The following is a 25,271-nucleotide window of genomic DNA, read 5'->3' as shown; positions in this document are numbered from 1 at the left end:
ACGATCCGCGGGAGGCTGGATGCATGTTGACCATCGGCCTCGTCGGAGGCATGTCCTGGCACTCCACCGAGGCCTACTACCGCCGCATCAACGAGCAGGTGGCCGCGCGTCGGGGCGGCCACTCCTCCGCGAAGATCTCTCTGCAGTCCGTGGACTTCGCGCAGGTGCGCGACTGCCAGCTGCGTGAGGACTGGGCGGGCTCGGCCCAGATCCTGGCCGACGCGGCCCGCCGCTGCGAGGCGGGAGGTGCCGATCTGATCGGTCTGTGCACGAATCTGATGCACAAGAACTTCGACGCCCTCGAATCCGCCGTCGACGTCCCGGCGATCCACATCGCCGACGCCGTAGCACAGGTGGCCCGCGCCGCAGGGATCACGCGGCTCGGCCTGCTCGGGGCCCGGTGGGTGATGGAGGAGACCTTCTACGCCGACCGCCTGGCCCTGCACGGCATCGAGGTCGTGGTGCCCGACGAGGCCGGGCGGGACATGATCGATCGGGTGGTGTTCGAGGAGATCACCCAGGGCCGGTTCCTCGACGCCTCGCGGGCGGCGTACATCGAGGTGATCGAGCAGCTCGGCGCGGCCGGGGCGGAGGCCGTCGTGCTGGCCTGCACCGAAATCGGCCTCCTCGTGCCGCCGGGGTCCTCACCTCTCCCCCTGATCGACTCCGCGACCGCCCACGCCGACGCCCTGGTCGACCGCGCGCTCGCTGAACCGGGCAATCTGGCCGACGCTCAGGCTGGGGCGTCCGCCGGGGCCCTGCTCGATCGCGCCGCCGGCAGGTAGCAGGCACCGCCCAGTCCCCCGAGGATCCCGAGGGCCAACAGGGCGACCCCGGTCGACGTCATCCCCGCGAGCACCCCCGCGAGGGGAGCCATCACGGCGAAGACCGCGAAGGAGGACATCGACCCCAGCGAGAGGACGGTCGCTCGGTTCTGCGCACTGGCCTCGCGATGGACCAGCGCCGCCTGGAGCGGACCGGTGCCGCCGAAGACGCCGTACGCCACGACGTAGCCGGTGACGACTCCGACCGGACCGATGGCCAGCCCGATGCCGACCACGCCGACCGCGGTGAGTAGGTGGGTCACCATGGCGGCTCGGGCCAGTCCCAGGCGACGGGAGAGTCGGCCACCCAGCGCGGCGCCGGCCGCAAAGGCCCCCCACCCGATCGCCGCGGTCGGACTCATCAACGCCCCGGCGCGATCCGGACTGCCCAGCAGTTCGGCCAACCGCAGCGGGACCAACTGCTCGAAGCCGATCATCAGCAGGCTCATCGCGGCCTCGGCGCCCAGCAGCGCGAGCAGCACGCGGTTGCGTAGCGCGAGGGTCAATCCCCCGACGACGACCTGACGCACCTCGATCACGCCCTGCCACGGATTCGCGCCCGTCGTACGCACCCGGGGCGATTCGCGCATCAGCAGGACCACAGCGACCAGGTGGATCACCCCGAGGATGGCCCACAGGAGCATGGGCAGGCGCAGGGCCGACCCCGGCAACGGGTCCCACCACACCAGCGCACCGGACAGCAGCGCCCCCGACGCGATCGCGGCGCCGAGGACCGTGCCGGCGCGGGAGAGTTCCTGATCGACGTCGGCTCCGGGTCGTTCCACGTGGACGGTGTCCACGAACCACGCCTCGAGCGGGCCGGAGTCCAACGCTCGGTGGATCCCCTGGAGGATCGAGGCGACGACGAAGACCCAGAACGACGACGCGAGCAGATAGATCACCGAGGAGACCACTCCCACCACCGCGGCCACCACCAGCAGGGAGCGGCGCCCGTAGGTGTCGGCGAACCCGCTGGTGGGTAGTTCCAGCAGGAGGATCAGCACCGCACTGACCGCTCCCGAGGTCAGGACCTGGGCCACGCTGAGCCCCTGGTCGAGCTTCCACAACCCCAGGAGCGCCACCACCAGTCCGATCGGGAACCAGCGGGTGAAGGTGAGGAGCAGGAAGACCCGGTAGGCGCTCATCATCAGGACCCGGAAGCCTGCGGGGTGACCGTCCCTGGCCGAGGGAAGGTGTGGAGCTGGACCACGAACGAACCCGCTTCGGCGTCCTCGGCGTCCTCTTCGGTCTCCTCCAACACCTGCTCGAGTGCAGCCAGCAGCGCTCGGGCCCGGGCCGGGGTGAGGGTGAATCCCCAGTCCGAGGTCGTGGTGGTGGATCGCCAGGCCTCCGGAAGCAGACCGAACTCCTCCACGGCCCGCTGCAGCTGCTCGGTGTGTACGACGGCGATGGCCTGGGCGAAGGCGTCCAGCGCGTCGCGCTCCTGGGGCGAACGCGGATCCGACGTGGTGCGGGTGGACTGGTGAGCCGCCCGCCACCAACGCTCGCGCCCGTTACCCCGCTCAGCATCGTCCTCGATGAAGCCGTGCTTGGCCAGGTGCCTGAGGTGGTAGGACGTCGCGCCCGAGTTCATGCCCAACCGGGTCGCCAGCGAACTGGCGGTGGCCGACCCCTCCGAGCGCAGGAGGCCCAGGATGCGGAGCCGGGTGGGGTGGGACAGCGCCTGCAGTCCCGCTACGTCGGGGGTGACACGCGACAGGTCCATGACCTCAGACTAAAACCGCAAAGACATCTTTGCAAGGATTTGCTTGCGGTCATCTTGTCGTCGACAGGGTGCGACTACTCCTGCGCTGGCTGGGGTCGCTGGCGCCACATCCGTAGCCCGACCTCGATCAGACCCACCTGGGGCAGGCTCGGTACCTCCGCCAGGGGGAACCATCGCGCCTCGTCGGTCGTTCCGTCGATCTCCTCGGTCAGATCGCCGCCGATCACGGTGGCGGTGTAGATCACCCGCACCGCCTTCATCGAGCGGCCGCGGGCGTGGCGCCGACGCTCGGGTGGGATGACGTAGGAGTGGACGCCGAGCAGCGGACCCAGCTCGACGTCGTACCCGGACTCCTCGCGCACCTCGCGGATCGCCCCCTCCTCGGCGCTCTCGTTCAACTCCACCCCGCCACCGGGCAGGGTCCAGCGCGGCTGGTCCGCCTCGTTCCACAATGCGAGCAGCACCCGATCGTCGTCGACGATGACGGCGTACGCCGCCAATCTGGTGTCGTAGTCGGTGTAGTTCACCCCGCCATCATGACGAACGAACCATGCGCCCGCCGACCGCATCGGCCACCTCGCCATCCAGGAGGGTTCGTTCCGGGCCCGGAATAGTCCGAGCGCGACGATCCTTAGGCCCTGCATGACCGTTCCTACCGTGACCCTCAACGACCACACGACCATCCCCCAACTCGGCTTCGGGGTGTTCCAGGTGCCCGCGGAGGACACCGCGGCCACCGTCACCTCCGCGTTCGAGGCGGGCTACCGCCACATCGACACGGCGCAGATGTACGGCAACGAGGCCGGCGTCGGTGAGGCCATCGCCTCCTCGGGCCTCTCGCGCGGAGACCTTTACGTCACCACGAAGTTGAACAACAACAACCACCGCCCCGACGACGTCAAGCGCTCCTTCGACGAGTCGCTGGCCAAGTTGGGTCTCGACCACGTCGACCTGTTCCTCGTGCACTGGCCGCTGCCCACCAAATACGACGGCGACTACGTCTCGACGTGGAAGGCGATGGCCGAGCTCGTCACCCAGGGCGGCGCGAAGTCGGTGGGCGTGTCGAACTTCAACCCCGACCACCTCGACCGCATCGTGGCTGAGACCGGAGTCCTTCCGGTGGTCAACCAGATCGAGGCCCACCCCTACTTCACCAACGATGTGACCCGCGAGGCCTCCCTGGCGCACGGGGTCAAGATCGAGGCATGGTCCCCGATCGCTCAGGGCAAGATCCTGGACGACCAGGCCATCGGCGAGATCGCGAAGAAGCACAGCAAAACGCCCTCGCAGGTCACCCTGCGCTGGCACATCGAACGCGGCGACATCGTCTTCCCCAAGTCGATGAAGGCCGAGCGGATGGCGGAGAACTTCGACCTCTTCGACTTCTCGCTCAGCTCCGATGAGGTTGCCACCATCACCGCCCTCGGCGGCGGCACCGATGGCCGGATCGGTCCGGACCCGGCCGTGTTCGACATGATCCCTGACTGAGCCGGAGGGAGTTTCACCGGCCGGCCGGTGAAACTCACGCTTGGACGATGAAACTTTGTCGTCCAAGCGTGAGTTTCCTCGTCCAAGGTTCACGAACCGGTGAGTTGGTGGCCCCAGATTTCGAGCAGATGGGCCAGCCGGGAGCGTTCGAGGTCGCTGAGACCGGCCACCAGACGGTGTTCGTTGGCCACATGTCGTTCGACGAGCGAGTCGCAGGTGCGCAGGCCCTGATCGGTCAGGCGGATCAGTCGCGAGCGCGCGTCCGACTCCGAGACAGTGCGCGTAACCAGGCCTGCGTCGACCAGGCGGTCCACTCGCTTGGTGATCGCGCCGGAGGTCACCATCGTGGAGGCCGCCAACTCCCCCGGTGTCACTTCGTACGGCGCCCCCGAGCGTCGCAGTGACGCCAGCACGTCGAAGTCGCCGTCGCTTAGCCCCGCCTCGGCGAAGACCGGTCGCAACTCCTCCTCCAACACCGCTGCGAGGCGGTGTAGGCGGCCGATGATTCCCATCGGCGACACGTCCAGGTCGGGTCGCTCCTGCGCCCACTGCTGCAGAATACGGCCGACGTGATCCGGGTTGGCGCTCATGAAGCAGACATTACTTGACACGGAAGATATATTCTCTTCCATGGAAACTATTGGGTGGCGGATCGTTGCGATCACCGCCATCGCGCCGGCCGCGTGGGGGACGACGTACATCGTCACCTCCGAGCTCCTACCGCCCGACCGGCCCCTCTTCGCGGCGACCATGCGCGCCCTGCCGGCGGGACTGATCCTGCTCGCCTGGCGTCGCCGGCTACCCACGGGTGACTGGTGGTGGCGCTCGATCGTCCTGGGGGTGTGCAACATCGGGCTGTTCTTTCCCCTGATCTTCCTCTCCGCCTATCGACTGCCGGGAGGGCTGGCCTCGACCATCCAGGCCACCTCGCCGCTGGTGGTGATGGGGGTCGCCTGGCTCCTGCTGTCTGAACGTCCAGGAGCCGCCCGGATCACCGCCGCCCTCGTCGGGCTGCTCGGAGTCACTCTCCTGGTCCTGCGCAGCCCCGGTCAGCTCGATCCCCTCGGAGTGCTGGCCGCCTTCAGCTCGGTGGCCGTCTCCGCGCTCGGCTTCGTCCTGATCAAGCGCTGGAGCGCTCCGGTCGACCTCGTCACGCTCGTCTCGTGGCAACTGATCGTCGGCGGCCTGCTCCTCCTCCCCCTCGGTCTCCTCATCGAGGGGCCTCCCCCGGCCCTGGACCTCGGCGCCGCGGCCGGACTGCTGTGGATCGGCGGAGCGGGGACGATCCTGGCCTACATCTGCTGGTTCCACGGCCTGCGCTCGATGCCGGCTGGCGCCGTCGCCCTGGTCGGTCTCCTCAACCCCGTGGTCGGCACCGTCCTGGGCATCCTCATCGCCGCGGAGGTCTTCGGTCTCGCCCAGGCCCTCGGCGTCGCGCTGGTGCTCGGCGGAGTGCTGGGCGGTCAGCCCGCTGTCGCGCAGGCCGTACGCCGCTGGCGAACCAGGGGTCCCACCGAGGGCCTGGGCGAGACCGCTGACCCCGACGAGCCCAGGAGGCCGACCGACCTCGACGACGTCACGGCGCCACCGTCAGGCGACGCACCAGATCATCCGCTTCTGCTTCGGTGAAGGCGCCGGGGATCTGCAGAACTCCGCCCTCGATGGGCGCCGCCACCACCATGGCCCGGACCACGAACCCGTCGACCACGACAGCCAACCGGGCCCCGGTGTCGGCCAGTCCCTGCGTCACCTGACCCAGCTCGGCGGCCGCCTCGTCGTCCAGGGTGAGGGTCAGCAGCGGGCTGCCGGACTCATCCACGTCCACCCGAGCCTCCTCCACCGTCGTCGCCAGAACCGCCGGCTCCAGGAGGTAGCGCAGCTCTCGGGCGTCGCAGGAGACCTGGACCTCCTCGGCCGGAATCTGGGCCAGCGACGGGCTCGCGGCGCAGTCCAGTGCCTCGAACTGCTCGCGGAACTCCCCGAGAACGGTGGTCCCGGGACTCGACAGACCGCTGGCGCGTACCTCCCTGAACTGCACCTCCGACGGTCCCCGCGGCGCTTCGGACGCAGAGGGCGTCGACCCCTCCGAGGGGGCCTCGACCACCGACGCGGACCCCGAGGGGACTGTCGGGTCCTCATCTGCGTCGCCAGAGCAGCCGACGAGCAGCGCAGCACCGAGCAGTACGACGGGCACGAGCGGAAGTCTCATGACCCAAAGTGTGCCCGCTGACCCCCGATCGTGTCGCGACCGTCGGCCAACCACAGGCCCGAGGCCACCCGTGTGACGTATCGAACCTTCACGCACGGCCCGACTCGACGGACAATGATCCCCATGCCCACGTCCGAGACCTCGACCGTCTCGGACCCGGCGGAGTTCCGGTTCCGGGACATCGCGGTCACGGCGTACGGGCCCACCATCGTGAACTCGATCGGCCACGGCGCGGTGCTTCCGATCCTGGCTCTGCGGGCCCGGGATCTGGGGGCAGACGTCAGTACGGCGGCCTTCGTCGTGGCCCTCCTGGGTGTCGGCATGCTCCTGGCCTCCCTGCCCGCCGGGGCGCTGGTCGCACGCATCGGGGAGCGACGCACCCTGTTCCTCGGCGGTCTCGTCGACGCGGTCGCCATGGCGACCGCCGCGCTGAGCAACTCCGTGATGATGCTCAGCGCCGCCGTGGTGGTCTCCGGGATGACCTGGACGGCGTTCATGCTGGCCCGGCAGGGCTTCATGATCGACGCGGTCCCCACCCGCCTGAGGGCCCGTGCCCTCTCGGCACTCGGCGGGTCCCACCGGGTCGGGATCTTCGTGGGCCCGCTGCTCGGCGCAGGCCTGATCGCCGTGACCGATCTACGCTCGGTCTTCGTCCTCGCGGCCTTCACGTCGGTGGCTTCGGGCCTCCTGGCCCTGCTGATGCCGGATCTCGGGACCGAGTCCCGCACCGCTCAGCGCAGCACCGGTCACCTCAGCGTGTGGTCGGTCCTCAGGCAGAACCGCCGCACCCTGCTCACCCTGGGCGTCGCGGTGATCGTCATCTCCGCCTCCCGCTCGGTGCGCAACGGGTTGCTTCCCCTGTGGGCCGACCAGGTCGGGATCTCGGCCAGTACGACGTCCCTGATCTTCTCGTTCGCCGCCCTGATCGACATCGCATTCTTCCTCCCCGGCGGCTGGTTGATGGACACCCGCGGCCGGATGGTGGTAGCCGTCCCGGTGGTGGCCTCGGTGGCGGTGGCGGCGTTCCTCCTGCCCCTGACCGACTCCGCGACCGGCATCGCGGCCGTGATGGCCCTGATCGCGGTGGGCAACGGGCTGGGTTCGGGGATCGTGATGACCCTCGGAGCCGATGCGGCACCCATCGCCGGACGGGCTCAGTTCCTCGGTGGGTGGCGCCTGTGTGGGGACGTCGGTCTGTCGGGCGGGCCGCTGCTGGTCGGCGCGGTTGCCGTCTTCGCGCCGTTGGCGACCGCCAGCCTGCTCATCGGAGGTCTGGCCGTGGCCGGCACCGCCTGGGTGGGCTACTGGACGCGCCGGGCCGATCTCGACCGTGAGTCGCGCGACGGGGTCATCCCCCGCTGATGGTCACCTTGATCTCGTTCGATGTCAGCCCCGAATCGCTGTCGACCATCCGGAAGCGGTTGACGCCGGGCTGACCGGTCTGGACGAAGGTACGGAACGTCTCGTTGCTCACCGACGCGGTGACCGGGAAGTCGTCCCACCCGCCGTTGCTGAACTGCTGGACCTGCAGGATCGAACCCTCGCCGCCTGGGTAGACCCCGCTGAGGTCGATCTGGCCCATCGGCACGACCTCGGTCTGCAGGACCGTCAGGGTGATCGGGGTGGCCGGCTTCTTCTTGGTGGGCCGGTCCTCGGCCTCGCTCTGCGTCGGAGTGGGTTGCGGGGCCAGGGTGACCAAGGGGCCCTCATCGCGCTGGGTCGGCTCGGGGGTGGGAAGGAACATCGATTCCTCCGACGTCGACCCACCCGAGATCGACTGACCGTCCCCGAGGCCCAGAGCGCGGGTGCCGATCATCGCGGCGCCGCCCAGGACGAGACCGATCACGACCGCCACGCTCACGAGGGCCAACAGGCCCACCGCAACGGGGTGTCCCTCGCGGGTCGGTTGTCCTACTTCTGGCTCGGCCACGACTCCATTGTCACGGAATCGAGCAAACCGGCCAACTCTCGTGGTGTCCGGCCGATCAGCGAGGCTCGAGCACCACGACGGGGATCTCCCGGTCGGTGGTCTCCTGATAGGTCGCGAAGTCGGCGTACAAGTCCACGAGCCGTGGCCACAACTCAGCCCGCTCGGCCGCGTCCGCCTGGTGCGCTCGCACCGGTCGCGCTCGCTGCTTGGTGATGTGCACGGTGGTGTCCGGGGTGGCCAGCAGGTTGAAGTACCACTGCGGGTTCTTCGGGAGTCCCCCCTGGGAGGCGACGACCACCAGGTTCTCGCCGTCCCGCAGGTAGAGCAGCGGCGTGGTGAAGGCGGTGCCCGACTTGCGGCCCACGTGGTCGAGCAGCAGGGTCGGCACCGGCTTGCGGAACCCGGCCCCGATCCGCCATTTGCTCCCGATCCGACCGTTGGTCAACCGGAACACCTTGACCTGCGCCTTGGCCATGTACTTGATGATCGTGACCACCTGCGGCTTGCCCATCGCCTCTTGCCGCTTGGCCCGCTGCTCGGGGGTCAGAGGCTTCTTCGTACCGGCCATCAGAGGCCCCGCTTCCAGATCACTTGTTCGTGCAGCCGGCAACTGCGCCAGCCGTCAGGGGTCAGCACCATCTGGTGGCGGTAGACGCCGCCGATCTCGACGATCTTCTCGCCCCCGTGTCCGTCGTCGGCAGGCATCGGGTTGTAGAAGTACGCCGCCACGGTGGCGGTGTCGGCGGGCTCACCGAACTCGATGTCGATCTGGCCCAACTGGTGCATCCGGCGCGGGAAGAAGGCCGGCAGCATCTCCATCAGCCAGGGCTTCACCTCGGGGTAGCTGGCCTCGATGCCCCCCGACTCCACGTAGTTGATCGCCGCGTCGTGGGTGAACACCGTGTCGAGCAGGTCCCACTCGTCGAAGTCGATAGCGCGCGTATAGCGCGTCAGTACGTCGGAGATCTCGGCTCGGGCGATGAGGGTCTGAAGGTCCACGGGACGAACTCTGGCACAAAACTGAAACACGTTCTAGTCTGTGACCATGAGATTCACCTACGCCGAAGCCATGACCCAGGCCCAGTACTACGCCCCCCTGGCCCAGGCGGCCGAAGCGGCTGGGTACACCTCGATGACCGTGGCGGACTCTCTGATCTACCCCCAGGAGTCGGACTCGAAGTACCCCTACACCGACACCGGCGACCGGGAGTTCCTCGAGGGCAAGGAGTTCATCGAGACGATGATCATGTGCGCCCACCTCTTCGCGGTCACCTCGACGCTGCGGTTGACGCCCTTCGTTCTCAAGCTGCCGGTGCGGCCTCCCGTCCTGGTCGCCAAGCAGGCCGCGTCGGTCGCCTTCCTGTCCCACAACCGTCTCGGGCTGGGCGTCGGGCTGTCCCCGTGGCCCGAGGACTTCGACGCCCTGGGCGTCGATTGGGCCAAGCGCGGCAAGCGGATGGATGAGTGCCTCGACATCGTGCGGGGCCTGACCACTGGCGAGTTCTTCGGCTACGACGGCGAGTTCTACCAGTTCGACACCCTCAAGCAGTCCCCTGCTCCCACCGAGCCGATCCCCCTCCTGGTCGGTGGCCACGCCGACGGCGCCCTGCGCCGAGCGGTCCGCAAGGGCAACGGGTGGATGCACGCCGGTGGCGACGGCGAGGAGCTCGACCGCCTGCTCAAGCGACTCGCCGAGATCCGAGCCGAGGAGGACGACACCCGCGACGACTTCGAGGTGCACGTGATCTCCTACGACGCCTACGACCTCGACGGGATCAAGCGGCTCGAGGACAAGGGCGTCACCGACTGCATCGTCGGCTTCCGCGTGCCCTACATCATGGGCGCGGACACCGAACCGCTACAGAAGAAGATCGACGATCTGAACAAGTTCGCCGACAAAATCATCTCGAAGGCGGACTGACCAGATGGCTGACCAGATGTCTGACCAGCTGAGCGCGTCCTACGACATCACCCGACCCCTGCAGGAGGCGATCGCCGAGGCCGAGGAGCTCATCAGCAACGCCCCGTTCATCCGCACCGAGGCCGACCGGCTGGAGGGTTATGACTACCTCTCGGGCCGGATCCGGATGGCCATGCAGATGGCCTTCGACCACGACCTGGATCGACCGCTGTTCATCAACTCCACCCATCAGTTCTCCCGCCAGGGTCTCGACAACCCGGACGCGGTGTACCTCAGCGCCTACCTGCGCGAGGGCGTCGAGTACGTCGTCCGCGGCCATCGCGGCACCAGCGCCGATCTCTCCTTCCAGGTGATGGGCGGCTCCTACTCCGCCGACTCGGCGGCGACCTCGCTGATGGCCTTCGACGACCGCGAGCTCGAGGTCGCATCAGACGGCTCGTTCGAGTTCACCTACACCGCCGAGCCGGGGGCGAAGACCCTCATCGTCCGCGAGGTCTTCAGCGACTGGGACGCCGAGGTGCGTGGCACGATCACCATCGAACGGGTCGACACCCTGGGGCAGCCCGCACGTCCCCTGACCCGGGAGCTGATGGCCAAGAAGTACGACATCGCCGCCCGTACCCTGACCGGCAGCATCCAGACGTGGTTCGCCTTCCCCCAGTGGTTCCAGTTCAAGGAACCGGTCAACACCCTGACCGCGCCACAGTCGACCCCCGGAGGGCTGGCCTCCCAGCGCTCCTCGATCGGGCACTACGAACTGGCCGAGGACGAGGCGATGGTCATCACCGTCCCCGCGTGCTCCGACTGCACCTATCAGGCCGCACAGATCGGCTCCGACTGGTACGCCTCCACCGACTACGAGACCCACCAGACCTCGCTGACCACCTCCCAGGCCGACATCGACCCCGACGGCCTGGTCCGGTTCGTGGTCGCCGAGGCCCCTCCCTACGCCGGCGCCCCCATCGCCAACTGGCTGGAGACCACCGGTCACCGCACCGGTTCGATGATGCTGCGGTGGCAGCACCTGACCCGGGATCTGACCCAGGAGGCCGACGGCCCTCAGATACAGGTGGTCGCGCTGAGCGACGTACCGTCCCTGTTGCCGCACACCTCGCCGTTGTCGGTCGAGGAGTACGCCGCCCGGATCGCTGCGCGACAGCGCGCGGTGGCCCGGCGGATGATCAGCTGATTGCTAGCTGGCCACGAGGTGCGGCCGGACCCGGAGTACCCGAGGACCGATGGCCATGTGCGCGACCACTTCGCGATCGGCCATCGGGGTGGCACACAGGTCGGCGAATTCACCGCCGTCGTGTTCGACGGTCCAGGACCAGGCGAGCGTGGGGTCGACGCGGCCTCGAGCCAGACGGTCGATGACCGCCCAGACCTTGGATTCCGGTACGCCGTGGGCGCGCACGAGGAGTTCGACGTCGGCGCAGGTGGTCAGGCGCGGGTCTGCGGCGACCGCCTGGAGTCGACGGCGGGTGTCACAGGCGGGGGGATTGGTCAAAGCGACGCAGAGCGCCCTGACCCAGGACTGCAGAAAATGCATCATTGGGGGGGTCTTTCGTGGGGGGAGCCCCAGAATGACAGATTTCCCGTCGGCGGGGAACAGTTTGTGGTTTCTTAGAAGCACACCAACCCACAGCGTCTCGCACATCAGATGCCGCCCCGTCCGGCTCCGTCGGGACCGGCACATGATTCCCGCATTATCGGGTACGAGACACCTGAGGCCCTGATTCCCCGATCGGACGCCTCCCGGCAACACCGGCACATCACCCCTGTTCCATCCCCCCACCCCCCCAGTGACGGACCCATGAACCGAACCACCCCGGCGGCTCGCACACTCGCTGTGCTGCTCGCCCTCTTCCTCGGGCTGACGCTCGCCCTCACCGCCACGTCGAACTCCGCCGTCGCAGCGGAGCAGGGACGCGTCCGCGGGGAGATCCTGCAGGTGGGCGGCGGACCGGCGCCCACCGTGAAGGTCCTGTGGTTCACCCGGGACTGGACCTACCTCGGGGCTCGCACGGCCCGGGGAGGGGGGTACTCACTGTCACTGAACGACGGCAAGTACTACCTCCAGTTCATCGACCAGACCCCCTCCTACGACGTGACGAAGAACCGGCCGACCACGGTGCGGGTGATCGTGCGGGCGGGACGCACCACCATCAAGACCGTCAAGCTGCGCCGCGGGGCCTCGCTCGGTGGGCAGATCCGCGCCGGAGGCCGCGTCGCGAAGGGCGCACGGGTCGTGGCGGCCAACACCTTGGAACAGTCCTTCGAGACCAAGGCCGACAAGCAGGGCCGATTCGCCCTCGGGGGTCTACCTCCGGGCAAGTACTCCGTGTTCACCTACGACCGCAAAAAGTCTTTCGTCGCCAAGAGCCTCTACCTCGGAAGGATCAAGGGCTCCCGCTTCCGGAGCGTGAAAATCGTCCTGAACAAGCGCGCCGGCAACCTGCTGGTCGACCTGTACGCCGGTGACTCCCGCCTGCGAGGCAGGCCCTACATCACCGCAGTCAGTCGCACGACAGGGCAGTTCTGGACGGCTCGCGCGAAGCGGGGATCCATCACCTTCCGCGGCCTCTACCCCGGCAAGTACTACCTCCAGGTCCCCGGTGTCGACAACTACTTCCCGGCCCGACTGACGGTGCCCGGGGCCAAGGTGCGTTCGGGTCGTACGGCGTTCGGCAGTGTCCGCCTCACTCGCCGCGGTGCCTGGGTCGAGGGCACCGTGGTCGACGGATCGGACACCTCGCACCGGCTCTACGGAGCCACCGTTCGGCTCCTGGACTCCTCCGGCCGCGAGGTCGGCCGCACCACCTCGGGCAGGGACGGTCGCTTCCTCTTCGACGGCCAGATCGCAACGCAGAGCGGGATGACCGTGATCGCCGGTCCCGGGCCCGACTCGATCTACCTGGACAACTGCGTCTACGACCCGGCTCAGGTCGGATCCATCGGTGCTACGGCCGGGCAACGCACCGAGCTCGGGAATGTGGCGATGCCGCGCTCTGCGGGCCCCGAACAGCCCAGCCAGTGCCGCCCCGCAGAGCCCCGGGGCGAGCCCGAGACCGAACCCGACCCGGCCGCCGCCCCCGCGCTGGCTTCCTGAGCAGAACCGACAGCGAAGAAGACCATGAGCGAACTTCCCCCCATCACCCCGACCACCCCTGCGGTCCCCAGCCACGCCACGGAGTACATCCGCACGCCGGACCCGGCGCTCAGCGCGTACGCCGATCAGTACCTCGAGCAGGTCACTGCGATCCCCGAACAACGGGCCACGGTGGGCTGCGTGATCCCCGCCTACAACGAGGCGGAAACGATCAGTGGGGTACTGGACTCGCTGCTGATGCAGACCCGATTGCCCGACGTGATCCACGTGATCATCAACAACACCAGCGACGACTCGGTGGAGATCGCTTCCCACTACGCCGGCCCCCACAAGCGGATGACTCCGACAGGAGAGCAGCACACCGAGATCTACGTCCACGACATCGGCAAGAACCCCGACAAGAAGGTCGGTGCGCTCAACTACGGCTACTCACTGGTCGAGACGATGGACTTTCTGCTCGGGGTCGACGGGGACACCACCCCCGAGCCCGACGCCCTCGAAGCGCTGGTGGCCGAGATCTCCAGCGACGACCGGATCGGCGGCATCTCCGCGATCTACTCGATCGACGACAGTGCCCTGGACGGCCCGATGGCCAAGTGGCTCATCGCCGGTCAACGCGCCCAGTTCAGCGCCTTCAACATGCAGAACCTCCTTCGCGGCCGCAACATGGCCGTGCTGGGAGGTCAGTTCTCCATCTTCTCCACCACGGCCCTGCGCGATGTCCTGCGCGAGAGCAAGCAGCGCACGCCATGGGTCAAGGACAGCGAGGTCGAGGACTCGCTGCTGTCTCTGCAGATCAAGAGCGCTGGCTACCTGACCAAGATCAGCGCCTCCGCTCGCGCCCATGTGGGCGGCATGAACACCCTGCGAAGCCTCGACGCCCAGCAGGTGAAGTGGAACTTCGGCGCCATCGACCTGATGTGGCCCGGCCAGCGAGGCGACACCCGAGGCCAACCGCTCCACCCGAACCTGCGGCTGCGGTGGTTCGAACACATGTCGATGATCATCAACATCGTCACCCGGTTGATGTTCCTCCTGCTCCTGATCGGCTCGCTGACCATCGACGCGTTCGTCTTCCAGGCCTGGTGGGCCATCCCTCCGGTCGCCGCCATCTTCTTGAACTACCGGGTGGCCCGATCGATGGCGTTCGCCAACCGCCGCGACTACTTCTTCGCGATGACGCTCGTCCCGGCGGAGATGTACATGTGGACCAGGATGGGCCACTTCGTGCGCGCCTGGCTGAAGTTCTTCAGCCGCCAGCAGTCCGACAACTGGGCGGCGCAGGCGAAGGCCGAGCGGGGCAAGGGGACGTCGTACCTCTATCCCTATCTTGCGCTCGCCCTCTTCCTGATCGTCGCCGGCGCGATCTGGGTCCAGTTGGGCGTCGCCCTGCGCTCGGACATGCTCTCGGTGGGGTGGCCCATCCTCGGGATCATCACCGTACTGCAGACTGCATGGATGGTCCTGAAGGCAAGCCGCCGTTACCGAGGCTTCAAGGCATGAGGCGTCGTTCGTCCCGCAATCTCGCGTCCCTGGTCGGCAGCGCCCTGGTCGGCGCCGTCCTCCTCAGCGGTTGCTCGCTTCTCCCCGGGAGCGATCCGGCGCCGGCCCTCACGACCGTGGAGCCGACAGCGGTCACGGAGTTCGCGGTGGACTCACAGTTCACCCGCGACGGCACCTTCCAGTCCCACATCTCCGTCAAGGGCGCACAGGGAATGGACTTCGTCTACACCCTCTACCCCACCAAGTCGACGCCGCGCACCAACGAGTGGTTTCCCCGCGGGAAGAAGTACTTCTCCTTCACCTTCCAGGCCTACGACCTGTCCCGCGAACTCCGCGACCCGTTCGACAGCAAGCGTGAGGTCTACCTCGACACGATGAAGGTGACCTCGTCGACGATCAAGGCCGACGGCAAGGGCAAGAACCAGCCCTACCGCCTCGACGCCAAGGCCTCGGCGGTCACGTTCGACCCCGAAGCGGTGCAGAACAAGTACGGCATGCTCATCACCTCACCCAAGGGCGCGTTCGAGCTGCGCAACCAGGCGATCAAGGCCACCCCGAAGGACACTCGGGGCATCGAGCTGACGTTCACCGCTGTGGTCTACATCGAGGAGCGGGCCGGGTCGAACTCGTTCATCAAGCGGGCCGTCGAGCAGGTCGTTCCGATCGCCATCTTCGAGTCCGACGAACCGACGACGGTCGCCAAGATCCCGGTCAACGCCAACTAGTCGAGCGGCGGTCAGATCGCGTTGTCGGCCATCCGGTAACCCACGCCACGCACAACCTCGATGTATCGCGTGGCGGGGCCGTCGTCGCCGAGTTTGCGCATCAGGCCCAAGACATGACGCTCGACCTCGCGCTTGTCGGCCTCGTTGACGAAGTGAGAGGTGACGAACTGTTCTCCTCGCATGACCAGGACCAGGTCGGCCTTGCTCCGCACCCGTCGGCCCGATCGCAGCAGCGAGATCAACAGGTCGGCTTCCACCTGGGTCAACTCCAAGGAGCGGCCCTCGAAGCTCACCCGGCCTGAGGCGAGCTCGACGGTGAGGGCCGCGAACCGGATGAAGTCGCTGTCCGTGCCTTCCTGCGGCGCAGGGGCGCGAACCGGTGAGCTCGGTTCCACAGCCCGAAGGGGGGCCGGCGCTTGTGCTTGTGCTTGTGCTTGCGGAGCCTGATCGGCCACCAACGGCTGAGCCGCCGGGGTCCGCAGGGGCATGGTCCCGTCAGCGATCAACTCCCGCGAGGCTGCCGCCGCCCAGGACTCCGGGTCGGGCTGCGGAACAGCGGCGGGCCGATCCGTCGCAGGGCCGCCGCTCGCGCCCACCCCGTAGGACGCCCGGCGAAGCATCGAGTCCGCGCGGGCCCTCAACTCACGGGGACGGAAGGGCTTGATGAGGTAGTCGTCGGCGCCCGCCTCGAACCCGCGGATGACATCGACCTCTTCGGTCAGGGCGGTGATCATGATCAGGTAGGTGTGGCTGAACTCGCGGATCCGCTTGACCACCGCGAACCCGTCGAGACCAGGCATGTTGACGTCCATCGTGGTCAACACCGGCTTGTGCTCGCGCACGGCCTCGATCGCCTCGAGACCGTTCTCGGCGAGAATCACTTCGAAGCCGGACTGCTGCAGCACCAGTTCGATGAGCACGCGCACATCAGGGTCATCCTCGCCGACCACAGCCTTCATGGCGTCACTCATTCGGTCATCCTAGGGGTCAGCAAGGGGTTTGCGCCGCCAATGTGTCACGCGGCGGAGTCACCATCCTGCAGACACCGCGAGTTCCAGTGACCGCTCGACCCAGAGCTCGCCCGCCGGCGGTCCGCCGTTGCACGGCCCGTCGCTCTCGGCGGGAGGCTTGATCCAGAGCCACCCGTCGAGCCCGTCCTCGTCCTGCACGAACTCAGGCGGGGACCCCAGGGCCTGGCCGGAGGGGTTGCACCACTCGGAGACCGGCTCCCCGCTCCGCGTCGAGGCACCGTTGCGGCCGGTGTCGATGACGTAGTGGGCGTCGTCGAGCAACGCGCTGAGGGTCTGGGCGTAGGAGCGTTCGGCCAACTGCGGTTGGTAGTTCGCCACGTTGGTCGCAAACCCTCGGACCCGCTCCACCCCCACCTGTCGCAGGAGATCGGCCATGTCGGCTGCTGGGACCCAGGCGGAATGTCCCGCGTCGACGTACGTCGTCACCTCGGCCTCCGCGAGGATCCCGACCGCCTGTTCGATCAGTTCCACCCGGGTGGACTCCGCAGCACACGAGGTCGCGGAGGCCAGGGCATCCGGTTCGAGGACGACCACGCTGGCCTCCCCCGCCGCCGTCGCGATCGCCTGCACCCACGGCAGGTAGGTCTCCTGGCTCAGACCGCCGGCCGAGAACTCGCCCGTGCAGTCCCGGTCGGGGATGCCGTAGAGCACGAAGACCGGGATCGTCGGCACCTTCGGCGAATCGCCCTCAGAAGACCCAGCGGACCCGGTCGCCTCGGCCACGATCCCCTCGACGTACGCCGCCGCCTCGGCCTCGGGAAAACGCTCCGGCGTGAGCCAGATCCCGGTGGGGATCTCGCTGAGACGGCGCAGCCGCATCGAGTCGGCCTCTCGCTCCTCGGCTTCGGCCCGCACTGCTGCCGTCTCCAGCGCTGGGTTCGCGACCACGGTCTGGACCCGCTCGGGAGTAGGTGCGACGGGTGCGACGGATCCCGAACAACCGCCCAGAAAGACCAGCGCACCCAGGAGGACGACGAGGCGAGAGGGCCGGAGCACGTGCCCATGATGCACGACGTTCCTCGGTCGGCACCGGGTCGGGATCCGGATCAGCACTAGCCGAAAAGTGGAACACGTTCTAGTCTGGCGGCACCGTCACCCTCGACCTCGAAGGAACCCGACCTTGAGCGCCACCCTCGGCCTTGCCGCCGCCCATGACACCTCCATCGAGGAACGCTACGAGGCTGTGCCTCTGCTCAAGGACAAGGTGATCGTCCTGTCCGGCGTCGGTCCGGGTCTGGGTCGATCCCTGGGCGAGGAGGCCGCCAAGATGGGCGCCGACCTGGTGCTGGTGAGCCGAACCGCGAGCCGCCTGGAGAAGATGGCCGAGGTCGTCCGCTCCCACGGCCGCCGCGCCCTGGTCGTGCCGACTGACATCACCGACGAGGCCGCCCGCGCGTCGCTGGTCGAGCAGGCGATGGCGGAGTTCGGCCGGGTCGACTGCCTGATCAACAACGCCTTCGCGATCCCCCCGATGGACCCGATCACCCAGATCAAGGTCGAGGACCTGGCGGCGGTCAACGAGACCAACGTGTTCGCGCCGCTGCGGCTCTCCGCCCTGTTCGCCGACGCACTGGCGGCGTCCAAGGGGTCGGTGGTCATGCTCAACTCGTGTGTGCAGTTCAGCTCCCAACCCGAGTTCGCCGGCTACAAGCTGTCCAAGGGCACCCTGGCGCACCTCGCCTCGTCCCTGGCCACCGAGCTCGGGCCCCGGGGCATCCGCGTGAACAGCGTCGCGCCGTCCTACATCTACGAGGACGTCAACCGTGGCTACTTCGACTACCTCGCCGCGGTGGAGGGCAAGACCCACGACGAGGTGTACGTCGAGAAGGCCGCCCCGACCGACCTGCTGCGACTCGCCTCCTCCGAGGAGGTCGCCCGCGCCACGCTGTTCCTGGCCAGCGACCTCGCCTCGGCAGTGACCGGTCAGACCCTGACCGTCGACTGCGGCGAATTCCACGACTGATGGAGATCCTCCGATGAGCGCCGACAACATCATGACCCGCGAGCGGCCCGACGTCGGCTCCTACGACGAGATCGTCGCGGCGGCGGTGCGCACCACAGGGATGAGCGACTTCGGCGGCAGCAACCACGAGGAGGGTCTGCGCACCCTGACCGAGGACCTCGCCTCCCCCGAGGCAGGGCTGACCCCGCGCGGCAACTACTTCCAACGCTCGGAGATCAAGAGCGCACTGGTGGGGCGGCTGCTCACCCAAGCACGATTCAACGAACACCCCGAGCACGCCGAGGTCCCGATCGAGCGCCCGATCTTCGTGATGGGCCTGCCCCGGACCGGCACCACCGCCCTGCACCGCCTCCTGCACGCGGATCCCGACACGCAGGGACTGGAGATGTGGCTGACGCAGTACCCCCAGCCCCGCCCCCCACGGGAGACCTGGGCCGACGACCCGATCTTCAACGCCATGCAACAGGCGTTCTCCGCCCACCACGTCGAGTCCCCCGAGTTCATGGGGATCCACTACATGGATGCCACCTCGGTGGAGGAGTGCTGGCGGCTGTTGCGTCAGACCGGCAAGTCCAACTCGTATGAGTCCTTGGCCAACGTGCCGCGCTACACCGAGTGGCTGGCTGCCCAGGACTGGACCGACGCCTACGCCCGGCACAAGCAGAACCTGCAGCTGATCGGACTCAACGACCCGGCCAAGCGGTGGGTGCTGAAGAACCCCTCCCACATGAGCGCCCTGGACGCGCTGATGGCGGTCTACCCCGACGCGTTGATCGTCTACACCCACCGCGACCCGGTGGTGTGCATCGCGTCGTCGTGCTCCTTGTCGGCAGCGACCACCGAGCAGCACTCCACGACGTACGTCGGTGAGGTGATCGGCCAGACCCAGCTGGACCTCTGGTCCCGCAGCTATCACGCCTTCCACGATGCGCGTCCGGCCTACGACCCGGCGCAGTTCGTCGACGTCGCTTTCTCGGATCTGGTGTCTGACCCGATGGGCACCGTGCGGGCGGTGTACGACGGGTTCGGGCTCGAGTGGACGCAGGCGGCCCAGGCCGCGGTGGCCGAGATCGACCGTGAGTCGAAGCAGGGCGAGCGCGCCCCCTCGCACCGCTACGACCTGGCCGACTACGGACTCACGGAGACCCAGGTCCACGACGCCTTCGCCCGGTAGTCCCTGACGAAGTGGTTGCAAGAACGCTCCCGCGAACACCACTTCGTCAGGGACTACCGCGGACCGGAAACCATCCCCAGGGACCCTCCCACCACGGTCCTCCACAGAACGGTCCCGAGCCAGACTGAAGCAGTCCAAGACGCGTCAGCCTGAGGCATGACCCTTTACGGCACTGATCTCGGACTGCAACTGCCCTCGACGTGGCGGCGACGCTGCGACCCGGTGCGCGGGGTGCTCGTGGCGGCTCGACCGGACCGCCTTCCCACCAGCGGGCGCAGTCCCGAGTTGACCCTGCGATGCGCCATCGCCGACGGGACGCTGACCGACTGGCGGGCCGAGGCGATGGTCGAGCTCTCCGAGAAGCTGGTGGACTTCGCGTTGGAGGACGCCGACGACTACGACCTGTTCGGTCACGACGTGGCCTACCGACGCTTCGCCTACCGCGAGACCGTGCACGACGTCCTGTGCGACCAGTGGGCCTGGTTGCATCAGGGTCTCGGGATCACCCTGACCTGCTCGGTGGCCCGGGAGGACTACCCCGACTTCTGCGATCTCTTCGAGGTCGTCGCCGAATCGGTTGATCTCGACCGGCGGGTGGCGTGATGATGCGGGTGGCGGTCAGACGCGGGTCAGTCAGATCCGAGGATTGCGCGAGACGTAGACGCCGCCCACGACCGCGATGCCGACCACCGCCAACGAGAGCCAGATCGACGTCGGGGTGTCGAAGACCTGCGCAACGAACACGATGAACACGACGACCGCGAGCGTGGCGATGCTCAGCACGGTGTACTCGCGGTTCCGCAGCGGTCGGCGGCTCATCGGCGCAGCACCCGCACCTTGGCGCCCTTCTTGGGCACGCTGGTGATGTTGCGGACCTTCGGTTCGTCGGCATCGACGGTGACCACGTCGTAGGCCGTGAACACCTCGCGCAGGACCGCGATGCCCTCCATCATCGAGAAGCCGGCACCGATGCACCGGCGGGTTCCGCCGCCGAAGGGGATCCAGGTGTTGGTCGGGGGATTCTGACCCAAGAAGCGATCGGGCCGGAAGGCCTCGGGGTCCGGGTGGTTCTCCTCTGCGGCGTGGGTGACGATGATGCTGGGTCCCACCGTGGCCCCGGCCGGCAGATCGATCCCGCCGATGGTCGCGGGCTTCATCACTTCCACCACGACGGAATGCCCGGTCGACACAGTCATACGGCCCAAGGCACGCTTGGGCCCTTTACTCCGGTTCAGCGAACCCACTAAGTTAGCGCTTCATCAACGCCCCCCACACACATTGGCGTGGCAAATGTCCGATCTGTAACCCTTGTGAGCGCCGCGGATGGAACAGTAGAGTTCCGGCAAGCCGCCTCTCGAACGGAAACTATGGACCTCGATCAAAAACCCTTTCCCTCTCTTTCTGATTCCTTGGAGATGGGAGCAGCCGCCGCAGCGCCGATGATTTCTGAAATCATCCGATCGACGTCTATGAACCATACGATGGGCTCATCACCAATCGCTGACTTACTAACGTCTGTCGACGAAACCCTAAGCCACGGGCAGACTGCGACGCTACAGAAGGCGTTCCTTTTACTTCTCACCGACGCCATGAAGAAACTGACCGGAGAGTCGCCCGAACTTCCATATTTGCTGTTTGCCGTGCGATCAACGATGCCTCACCATGATGAACGATGGAAGATTAAGGCTCGCCTAATAATCACCGAAATGTTGGCGATCACCCATCGAAAGAAATACGCCGAGCAATGTCTCCAAATTATGAACTTTCTGCCTTCAACTGGTCTGCAGATCGACGCGACAAAACTGATTAGAAGCTCCGAAATTATAGGCCCCCGCGGCTACCTTCCTACATTCCTTTGTCTAGTGCAAACGGCGCCAGCGTCCGCGGTCGACTGGCTATCGGAGCGCACCTCGCCGGAGCGTGGAGCGGTCTTCGAAACTGCGATCCGAACGCTCTTGAAATCCCCTCACATACCCTGCTTCACGTTGGCTCCTGAGATTCCGCGAGGCGTTTCTGTGCATGCACTGCTTGCCGCGATCATTCAGAGAATGTCTAACGACAACCGGCGTGAGGAGTTTGAAACGATACTCCTAACCGTAATCGGCGGGGGCGAGGTCATGTCTCAAAACGCCCGAGTCGGCGAGCGGCCTGCGCACAGAACCGAAAGTCTGCTTCGTGACGCCAAGGTTCACATGACCGAAGCCCACGAGGCCAAAACCACCACTCGCCTATTCTCATTGGTGTATACCCGCGACGCCTCGGTTCTAAAAGTAGATGATTGAATTGTCAGTCACACCGGGTGTCATGGCGAATCGGATGTCCCCTCCACTATTTGCGACCCTTTTACGAGATGCCGTGCACGACCGACGTCACGAGTTAGATCCCGCTGTCGGCCTCACTCATTACTGGGACCCCTCCTGCCTCGGATATTCCGTAAAGGGATATCGCGAACTCATAGAAAATTTTCCAACCTTTCCGAATGACGTACAATCCAGCGTGCATACCGAGTTGCTGGTTGGAGCACTTTTTTCCGTCGGACTTATCGGGTCGGTTGCGGTCCTGCCCGCTCATTTGGAAGAATTCGCTTCACTGGCGGAAGGATCCGTGCGCAAGTATTCGTATTCGCGCAGGAGCGTCGGAGCATTCATTGAGCAGCATCAGAACGATCTAGGTTCTCTGGCTAAGATTTTCGCTAATGCTGCCCACCTTCCAACCGGAGACGAAACATCTAGGGTCATTAAGGACCTCGGCAACTTAAGCCCTGCCTCTTTCGTAGTTCTCGAGTCTGTGGCTGGAGACCCGCAGGCTCGGCTCGCCTCATTACTTTCCGGTGAGAATCCGCGAATTACTCTCAAAGGTCCTCCGCTCCCGACCGCTTTCGCAGTTGAATCTGATCCGTTCTTTGCTTTCTACGAATCGTTGCGGACCATGCGGAAATCGTCTAGACATCGACCTTCCAACATCGCTGACGCGGTAGCCCTCAGAATCCTTGTGGAACTTAATTCGGGCGAACCTCCTTACCCCAGATTCTATACCAGTACGAGAACATTGCGTCGACTCTTTGAGTCACATAGATGGGTTCGCGATTATTTCGATTACGAATACGAGGACGGGCGCGGAGGAAGCAAATCTCGAACCATCTGGCGGACGGCGCCGTACTACTACCTTCGCTCTCTATTTCCCGCACTGCGCTTTGACAAACCTGAAGCCAAAGCGCCCTCAATAGGCCCGTCTATCGACGAGCTGGACGACTTGGCCCAACTTCTCAATACCGCCATATTCAAGCCTGCTGACATGAGTGGAATCATGTCTGAATACCGATTCAGCAACGGCGACCGACTCGATGACTTCGTAGGCGCTTTTCTCAATATTGGAAGCGCTCGGTCCTGGCTGAAGTTGCCACTTGACGACGTCGTGAAGCGGGCCGTTGTGGGTGCAACCGAACTCGATCAAATCCGCAAGGATCCAAACATCGTGGAAGCGGCCCTAACTCGGCTATGGCGTTCCGCCGAAGACGCGGGCGCGCAAGTGGCCGAGGCTTCCTTTTCCATTGATCTAGCTACCGTGATTGTTGAGAGACTTGGACAGTGGCGCGCACGCGAACAAGGACACGTTGATCTCACCTTGAAGACCACGCTTGTGCAGGATGACTTAGTGGCATATCGGTGGGGGAATGATTTTGACAGCCGCTTTATTGAAAGCGTTATTGAAGTTATGGAGAACGGCTCAGCTCCGTCTAAACTTCTTGAAAGAGTCTCAATCCCCGTGTTGCGAGATGACTCACGGGCAGCCAAGACTGTCATGGCGGTTCTGTATTCGTTGGAGGCGTTCGAGGCCGTCGGCGAACTGTGGGCAATCATCCGATCAAGTCATGCCGATCAAACCGCACCGCAACTGATCGCCTTGGCGGCGAAGGTGCGACAAACGAAACGAGCAGGGTGGAACGATGGCTTGCGGCAAGCCCAACAAGGACTTGAACTTCTGTGGAGGGCAGCCTCAGAGTTGGAGTGTCGTGACCTTGCCCTTGGCTTTGGAACCGCACTCTTGCATGCTCAACCGTCTCCCGGGAGCTATTTGCCGGATCGTCATCCTCCACTGAAGAATAGTGCTCTTGATCAGGTCGCTGGCGCCTTGGTCCGAGATTTAACCAAGGCTACTCAGCCTGACATGGGGCGATACGCCTTCCAATTAAACTTCGCACTGGTGCTGGATATCGGCGGATACTTGGGAGAGGATGTCGACGCCAGTTCTCTTGCACTGGAGCTGACACGTCTCATGTTGAGCGAACGAAGATTCTCAAAGCAATACCGCTTTGCAGACACCCTTGCCTACAGGGAGGCGCGCCGGGCGATCAGGCGACTTAAGGTTGATGGCATCTCGAGTGGGGCGTGTGCGGACCTTACCGCTTCCCACGCACGATTAGCGGTTCTGGCGGGCCAGACTCGTTCGACCGTGATACGAAGCCATCGCGAGGAGGTCGCTCTCGCGTTGCGAGAGTATGGGTGCGCAACTCACCTTACGAAGCCTACTTCCGGAGCCACCGAATGAAATGGCGTGACGCGATACGGGAAGCAACCTTCTCAGGCGCTGCCAGATGGATGGGCAGGTCCTCGGTTGGGGAGATCGAGGTGTTGGTTTCTCAGTACGAGCGAATGCTGAAGGCTTCTCCATCGGGAGGGAAGAAGAAGATTGGCTATGCCCTAGCGGAGGAGACCCGACTTACGGTCGAGGAGTGGGCGCGCGTAATCGGAACCATCATTAATGCGCCCGCGGACGACCTCGAGCCAACCATAAGAAGACTCTGTCAACAACTCATCCTCGAAGGTCCCGATTGTGACATCAGCGAACCCCCGTACGGTCGCGTTGTCGTGCTCGAAGACCTTCTGATGCAGGTAGAAGTAGCAGGCTTGAACTCAGCCACCGGCACATCGACCATCATAGAGATGATGGATGTCGATGACGGAGAGGCACTTGCAGTGAAAGAGAGAGCGCTTGAAGCCTTGCGGATTGGAGCGACCGTCGCCTCCGTTTCAGTTCCGCTTGGAAAGTACGTCATGTGGGGAACCTTCGACCTAGTCGAGGACGACCCGTTTTCCGGTTGCGAACGGGCTGACATACCAGATTCCTTGGGACTCGATCCGATCTCGCCAACACAAATCAGAGTGGCCATGGTGTATGAATTGCCACTCGGAGTCGTCGCAAAGTATCCAAGAATTATCGAGGCTGCAGCATCCATGCCGTGGAATCCGTACTTTAAGGTATCGGTCGCCACCGACGATCACGGGTGGACGGACCCAATACCCAATCGGCAAGCGTCGCGGCGTCCCGAGGTGGTCCACCGACCCATCGGTCTCGAATCAGTATTGGGCTCTTTCCGGACCATTCCCCCTCGCTAACATCCATAGTTGGCCGCTCATGACATTCGCGGGGGCATCATGCGTATCGGCGCAGCACCCGCACCTTGGCGCCCTTCCTGGGCACGCTGGTGATGTTGCGGACCTTCGGTTCGTCGGCATCGACGGTGACCACGTCGTAGGCCGTGAACACCTCGCGCAGGACCGCGATGCCCTCCATCATCGAGAAGCCGGCACCGATGCACCGGCGGGTTCCGCCGCCGAAGGGGATCCAGGTGTTGGTCGGGGGATTCTGACCCAAGAAGCGATCGGGT

Annotated in this window: 29 protein-coding genes; 15 read left to right on the top strand and 14 right to left on the bottom strand. The window is 65.7% G+C overall.

The window, feature by feature from the left end:
- The first annotated feature begins 23 nt into the window (after nt 1–23).
- Nucleotides 24–785: an aspartate/glutamate racemase family protein gene (locus ACYVLV_RS17615; protein ID WP_460812097.1), complete on the top strand. Its 762-nt coding sequence runs from the start codon at nt 24–26 to the stop codon at nt 783–785.
- Here the strand turns inward: ACYVLV_RS17615 and ACYVLV_RS17610 are convergent.
- From ACYVLV_RS17610 to ACYVLV_RS17600, 3 genes are all read right to left on the bottom strand, one after another.
- Entirely contained in the window at nt 734–1,969 is a 1,236-nt protein-coding gene (locus ACYVLV_RS17610) for an MFS transporter (RefSeq protein ID WP_460812095.1), read from the bottom strand. The two genes, ACYVLV_RS17615 and ACYVLV_RS17610, sit on opposite strands and share 52 nt — an antisense overlap.
- Before the next feature lie 2 nt (nt 1,970–1,971).
- Nucleotides 1,972–2,550: an ArsR/SmtB family transcription factor gene (locus ACYVLV_RS17605; RefSeq protein WP_460812092.1), complete on the bottom strand. Its 579-nt coding sequence runs from the start codon at nt 2,548–2,550 to the stop codon at nt 1,972–1,974.
- 74 nt (nt 2,551–2,624) lie between these two features.
- Nucleotides 2,625–3,077 (bottom strand): NUDIX hydrolase, encoded by a 453-nt coding sequence (locus tag ACYVLV_RS17600; protein WP_460812090.1) that lies wholly within the window; start codon nt 3,075–3,077, stop codon nt 2,625–2,627.
- A gap of 115 nt (nt 3,078–3,192) precedes the next feature.
- On the opposite strand from ACYVLV_RS17600, the gene ACYVLV_RS17595 reads away from it, so the two are divergent.
- A complete protein-coding gene (locus ACYVLV_RS17595) occupies nt 3,193–4,038 on the top strand; it encodes an aldo/keto reductase (RefSeq protein ID WP_460812087.1) in 846 nt (281 codons plus the stop codon).
- Nucleotides 4,039–4,127: 89 nt separating this feature from the next.
- Here ACYVLV_RS17595 and ACYVLV_RS17590 read toward each other — a convergent pair whose 3' ends face one another.
- Nucleotides 4,128–4,628 carry a MarR family winged helix-turn-helix transcriptional regulator gene (locus ACYVLV_RS17590; protein WP_460812085.1) on the bottom strand — a complete coding sequence of 167 codons (501 nt, stop codon included), beginning with the start codon at nt 4,626–4,628 and terminating at the stop codon, nt 4,128–4,130.
- 40 nt (nt 4,629–4,668) lie between these two features.
- Between ACYVLV_RS17590 and ACYVLV_RS17585 the strand changes: the two genes are divergently transcribed.
- Nucleotides 4,669–5,667, top strand: coding sequence for an EamA family transporter (locus ACYVLV_RS17585; RefSeq protein ID WP_460812082.1), 999 nt, complete (start codon nt 4,669–4,671; stop codon nt 5,665–5,667).
- On the opposite strand, the gene ACYVLV_RS17580 is transcribed toward ACYVLV_RS17585, so the two are convergent.
- The gene (locus ACYVLV_RS17580; RefSeq protein WP_460812079.1) at nt 5,615–6,247 is read right to left on the bottom strand and encodes a SecDF P1 head subdomain-containing protein; all 633 of its coding nucleotides are present in this window, start codon (nt 6,245–6,247) and stop codon (nt 5,615–5,617) included. The two genes, ACYVLV_RS17585 and ACYVLV_RS17580, sit on opposite strands and share 53 nt — an antisense overlap.
- Nucleotides 6,248–6,370: 123 nt before the next feature.
- Between ACYVLV_RS17580 and ACYVLV_RS17575 the strand changes: the two genes are divergently transcribed.
- Nucleotides 6,371–7,609, top strand: coding sequence for an MFS transporter (locus ACYVLV_RS17575; RefSeq protein WP_460812076.1), 1,239 nt, complete (start codon nt 6,371–6,373; stop codon nt 7,607–7,609).
- Here ACYVLV_RS17575 and ACYVLV_RS17570 read toward each other — a convergent pair.
- Genes ACYVLV_RS17570 through ACYVLV_RS17560 form a run of 3 tightly spaced genes read right to left on the bottom strand, consistent with a single transcriptional unit; the run spans nt 7,596 to nt 9,176 of the window.
- Nucleotides 7,596–8,177 (bottom strand): hypothetical protein, encoded by a 582-nt coding sequence (locus ACYVLV_RS17570; protein ID WP_460812073.1) that lies wholly within the window; start codon nt 8,175–8,177, stop codon nt 7,596–7,598. The genes ACYVLV_RS17575 and ACYVLV_RS17570 overlap by 14 nt on opposite strands.
- A gap of 55 nt (nt 8,178–8,232) precedes the next feature.
- Nucleotides 8,233–8,745 (bottom strand): nitroreductase family deazaflavin-dependent oxidoreductase, encoded by a 513-nt coding sequence (locus tag ACYVLV_RS17565; protein ID WP_460812071.1) that lies wholly within the window; start codon nt 8,743–8,745, stop codon nt 8,233–8,235.
- Nucleotides 8,745–9,176: a nuclear transport factor 2 family protein gene (locus ACYVLV_RS17560; protein ID WP_460812069.1), complete on the bottom strand. Its 432-nt coding sequence runs from the start codon at nt 9,174–9,176 to the stop codon at nt 8,745–8,747. The genes ACYVLV_RS17565 and ACYVLV_RS17560 overlap by 1 nt, the downstream gene beginning before the upstream one ends.
- Before the next feature lie 46 nt (nt 9,177–9,222).
- Between ACYVLV_RS17560 and ACYVLV_RS17555 the strand changes: the two genes are divergently transcribed.
- Entirely contained in the window at nt 9,223–10,098 is an 876-nt protein-coding gene (locus ACYVLV_RS17555; protein WP_460812067.1) for a TIGR03619 family F420-dependent LLM class oxidoreductase, read from the top strand.
- A 16-nt stretch (nt 10,099–10,114) separates the two neighbouring features.
- Nucleotides 10,115–11,287 (top strand): hypothetical protein, encoded by a 1,173-nt coding sequence (locus ACYVLV_RS17550; protein WP_460812064.1) that lies wholly within the window; start codon nt 10,115–10,117, stop codon nt 11,285–11,287.
- A gap of 3 nt (nt 11,288–11,290) precedes the next feature.
- Here ACYVLV_RS17550 and ACYVLV_RS17545 read toward each other — a convergent pair whose 3' ends face one another.
- A complete protein-coding gene (locus tag ACYVLV_RS17545; RefSeq protein WP_460812061.1) occupies nt 11,291–11,605 on the bottom strand; it encodes a hypothetical protein in 315 nt (104 codons plus the stop codon).
- Nucleotides 11,606–11,911: 306 nt separating this feature from the next.
- On the opposite strand from ACYVLV_RS17545, the gene ACYVLV_RS17540 reads away from it, so the two are divergent.
- Genes ACYVLV_RS17540 through ACYVLV_RS17530 form a run of 3 tightly spaced genes read left to right on the top strand, consistent with a single transcriptional unit; the run spans nt 11,912 to nt 15,435 of the window.
- Nucleotides 11,912–13,207: an MSCRAMM family protein gene (locus ACYVLV_RS17540; RefSeq protein ID WP_460812059.1), complete on the top strand. Its 1,296-nt coding sequence runs from the start codon at nt 11,912–11,914 to the stop codon at nt 13,205–13,207.
- A gap of 24 nt (nt 13,208–13,231) precedes the next feature.
- Nucleotides 13,232–14,710 (top strand): glycosyltransferase family 2 protein, encoded by a 1,479-nt coding sequence (locus ACYVLV_RS17535; RefSeq protein WP_460812056.1) that lies wholly within the window; start codon nt 13,232–13,234, stop codon nt 14,708–14,710.
- The gene (locus tag ACYVLV_RS17530) at nt 14,707–15,435 is read left to right on the top strand and encodes a hypothetical protein (protein ID WP_460812053.1); all 729 of its coding nucleotides are present in this window, start codon (nt 14,707–14,709) and stop codon (nt 15,433–15,435) included. Before ACYVLV_RS17535 ends, ACYVLV_RS17530 begins: the two co-directional genes overlap by 4 nt.
- Before the next feature lie 11 nt (nt 15,436–15,446).
- On the opposite strand, the gene ACYVLV_RS17525 is transcribed toward ACYVLV_RS17530, so the two are convergent.
- Both ACYVLV_RS17525 and ACYVLV_RS17520 read right to left on the bottom strand, forming a co-directional pair.
- A complete protein-coding gene (locus tag ACYVLV_RS17525) occupies nt 15,447–16,406 on the bottom strand; it encodes a response regulator transcription factor (protein ID WP_460812050.1) in 960 nt (319 codons plus the stop codon).
- A 57-nt stretch (nt 16,407–16,463) separates the two neighbouring features.
- Nucleotides 16,464–17,462, bottom strand: a complete 999-nt coding sequence (locus tag ACYVLV_RS17520) for a glycoside hydrolase family 6 protein (RefSeq protein ID WP_460812047.1) — start codon at nt 17,460–17,462, stop codon at nt 16,464–16,466.
- A 124-nt stretch (nt 17,463–17,586) separates the two neighbouring features.
- Here ACYVLV_RS17520 and ACYVLV_RS17515 point away from each other — a divergent pair, with 124 nt between their 5' ends.
- From ACYVLV_RS17515 to ACYVLV_RS17505, 3 genes are all read left to right on the top strand, one after another.
- Nucleotides 17,587–18,429, top strand: coding sequence for an SDR family oxidoreductase (locus ACYVLV_RS17515; protein WP_460812045.1), 843 nt, complete (start codon nt 17,587–17,589; stop codon nt 18,427–18,429).
- Nucleotides 18,430–18,442: 13 nt separating this feature from the next.
- On the top strand, nt 18,443–19,603 hold the full coding sequence (locus ACYVLV_RS17510; protein ID WP_460812042.1) for a sulfotransferase family protein: 1,161 nt from the start codon (nt 18,443–18,445) through the stop codon (nt 19,601–19,603).
- Nucleotides 19,604–19,759: 156 nt separating this feature from the next.
- Complete coding sequence (locus ACYVLV_RS17505) at nt 19,760–20,206, top strand: hypothetical protein (RefSeq protein ID WP_460812040.1); 447 nt, start codon at nt 19,760–19,762, stop codon at nt 20,204–20,206.
- A gap of 30 nt (nt 20,207–20,236) precedes the next feature.
- Here the strand turns inward: ACYVLV_RS17505 and ACYVLV_RS17500 are convergent, their stop codons facing one another.
- Both ACYVLV_RS17500 and ACYVLV_RS17495 read right to left on the bottom strand, forming a co-directional pair.
- Nucleotides 20,237–20,422: a hypothetical protein gene (locus tag ACYVLV_RS17500; protein WP_460812038.1), complete on the bottom strand. Its 186-nt coding sequence runs from the start codon at nt 20,420–20,422 to the stop codon at nt 20,237–20,239.
- A complete protein-coding gene (locus ACYVLV_RS17495) occupies nt 20,419–20,760 on the bottom strand; it encodes a cytochrome P450 (protein ID WP_460812036.1) in 342 nt (113 codons plus the stop codon). Before ACYVLV_RS17495 ends, ACYVLV_RS17500 begins: the two co-directional genes overlap by 4 nt.
- Before the next feature lie 210 nt (nt 20,761–20,970).
- Here ACYVLV_RS17495 and ACYVLV_RS17490 point away from each other — a divergent pair, with 210 nt between their 5' ends.
- From ACYVLV_RS17490 to ACYVLV_RS17480, 3 genes are all read left to right on the top strand, one after another.
- Nucleotides 20,971–21,885, top strand: coding sequence for a hypothetical protein (locus ACYVLV_RS17490; protein ID WP_460812034.1), 915 nt, complete (start codon nt 20,971–20,973; stop codon nt 21,883–21,885).
- Nucleotides 21,886–21,958: 73 nt separating this feature from the next.
- On the top strand, nt 21,959–24,151 hold the full coding sequence (locus ACYVLV_RS17485; protein WP_460812032.1) for a hypothetical protein: 2,193 nt from the start codon (nt 21,959–21,961) through the stop codon (nt 24,149–24,151).
- Nucleotides 24,148–24,999, top strand: coding sequence for a hypothetical protein (locus ACYVLV_RS17480; RefSeq protein ID WP_460812030.1), 852 nt, complete (start codon nt 24,148–24,150; stop codon nt 24,997–24,999). The genes ACYVLV_RS17485 and ACYVLV_RS17480 overlap by 4 nt, the downstream gene beginning before the upstream one ends.
- A 37-nt stretch (nt 25,000–25,036) precedes the next feature.
- Here the strand turns inward: ACYVLV_RS17480 and ACYVLV_RS17475 are convergent.
- Nucleotides 25,037–25,271, bottom strand: a 235-nt coding sequence (locus tag ACYVLV_RS17475) for a cytochrome P450 (protein WP_460812028.1), incomplete at its 5' end; no start/stop codon positions are given.

The organism is Nocardioides salsibiostraticola (assembly GCF_054783655.1).
The sequence above is the reverse complement of the archived record's forward strand: the minus strand, read 5'-3'. Positions and strand labels throughout refer to the sequence as shown.

Excerpts from the sequence above, each read along its gene's own strand:
- ACYVLV_RS17615 (WP_460812097.1), top strand. The coding sequence starts at position 24 with ATGTTGACCATCGGCCTCGTCGGAGGCATGTCCTGGCACTCCACCGAG.
- ACYVLV_RS17610 (WP_460812095.1), bottom strand. The coding sequence starts at position 1,969 with ATGAGCGCCTACCGGGTCTTCCTGCTCCTCACCTTCACCCGCTGGTTC.
- ACYVLV_RS17605 (WP_460812092.1), bottom strand. The coding sequence starts at position 2,550 with ATGGACCTGTCGCGTGTCACCCCCGACGTAGCGGGACTGCAGGCGCTG.
- ACYVLV_RS17595 (WP_460812087.1), top strand. The coding sequence starts at position 3,193 with ATGACCGTTCCTACCGTGACCCTCAACGACCACACGACCATCCCCCAA.
- ACYVLV_RS17590 (WP_460812085.1), bottom strand. The coding sequence starts at position 4,628 with ATGAGCGCCAACCCGGATCACGTCGGCCGTATTCTGCAGCAGTGGGCG.
- ACYVLV_RS17585 (WP_460812082.1), top strand. The coding sequence starts at position 4,669 with ATGGAAACTATTGGGTGGCGGATCGTTGCGATCACCGCCATCGCGCCG.
- ACYVLV_RS17580 (WP_460812079.1), bottom strand. The coding sequence starts at position 6,247 with ATGAGACTTCCGCTCGTGCCCGTCGTACTGCTCGGTGCTGCGCTGCTC.
- ACYVLV_RS17575 (WP_460812076.1), top strand. The coding sequence starts at position 6,371 with ATGCCCACGTCCGAGACCTCGACCGTCTCGGACCCGGCGGAGTTCCGG.
- ACYVLV_RS17565 (WP_460812071.1), bottom strand. The coding sequence starts at position 8,745 with ATGGCCGGTACGAAGAAGCCTCTGACCCCCGAGCAGCGGGCCAAGCGG.
- ACYVLV_RS17555 (WP_460812067.1), top strand. The coding sequence starts at position 9,223 with ATGAGATTCACCTACGCCGAAGCCATGACCCAGGCCCAGTACTACGCC.
- ACYVLV_RS17550 (WP_460812064.1), top strand. The coding sequence starts at position 10,115 with ATGTCTGACCAGCTGAGCGCGTCCTACGACATCACCCGACCCCTGCAG.
- ACYVLV_RS17540 (WP_460812059.1), top strand. The coding sequence starts at position 11,912 with ATGAACCGAACCACCCCGGCGGCTCGCACACTCGCTGTGCTGCTCGCC.
- ACYVLV_RS17535 (WP_460812056.1), top strand. The coding sequence starts at position 13,232 with ATGAGCGAACTTCCCCCCATCACCCCGACCACCCCTGCGGTCCCCAGC.
- ACYVLV_RS17530 (WP_460812053.1), top strand. The coding sequence starts at position 14,707 with ATGAGGCGTCGTTCGTCCCGCAATCTCGCGTCCCTGGTCGGCAGCGCC.
- ACYVLV_RS17525 (WP_460812050.1), bottom strand. The coding sequence starts at position 16,406 with ATGAGTGACGCCATGAAGGCTGTGGTCGGCGAGGATGACCCTGATGTG.
- ACYVLV_RS17510 (WP_460812042.1), top strand. The coding sequence starts at position 18,443 with ATGAGCGCCGACAACATCATGACCCGCGAGCGGCCCGACGTCGGCTCC.
- ACYVLV_RS17505 (WP_460812040.1), top strand. The coding sequence starts at position 19,760 with ATGACCCTTTACGGCACTGATCTCGGACTGCAACTGCCCTCGACGTGG.
- ACYVLV_RS17500 (WP_460812038.1), bottom strand. The coding sequence starts at position 20,422 with ATGAGCCGCCGACCGCTGCGGAACCGCGAGTACACCGTGCTGAGCATC.
- ACYVLV_RS17495 (WP_460812036.1), bottom strand. The coding sequence starts at position 20,760 with ATGAAGCCCGCGACCATCGGCGGGATCGATCTGCCGGCCGGGGCCACG.
- ACYVLV_RS17490 (WP_460812034.1), top strand. The coding sequence starts at position 20,971 with ATGGACCTCGATCAAAAACCCTTTCCCTCTCTTTCTGATTCCTTGGAG.
- ACYVLV_RS17480 (WP_460812030.1), top strand. The coding sequence starts at position 24,148 with ATGAAATGGCGTGACGCGATACGGGAAGCAACCTTCTCAGGCGCTGCC.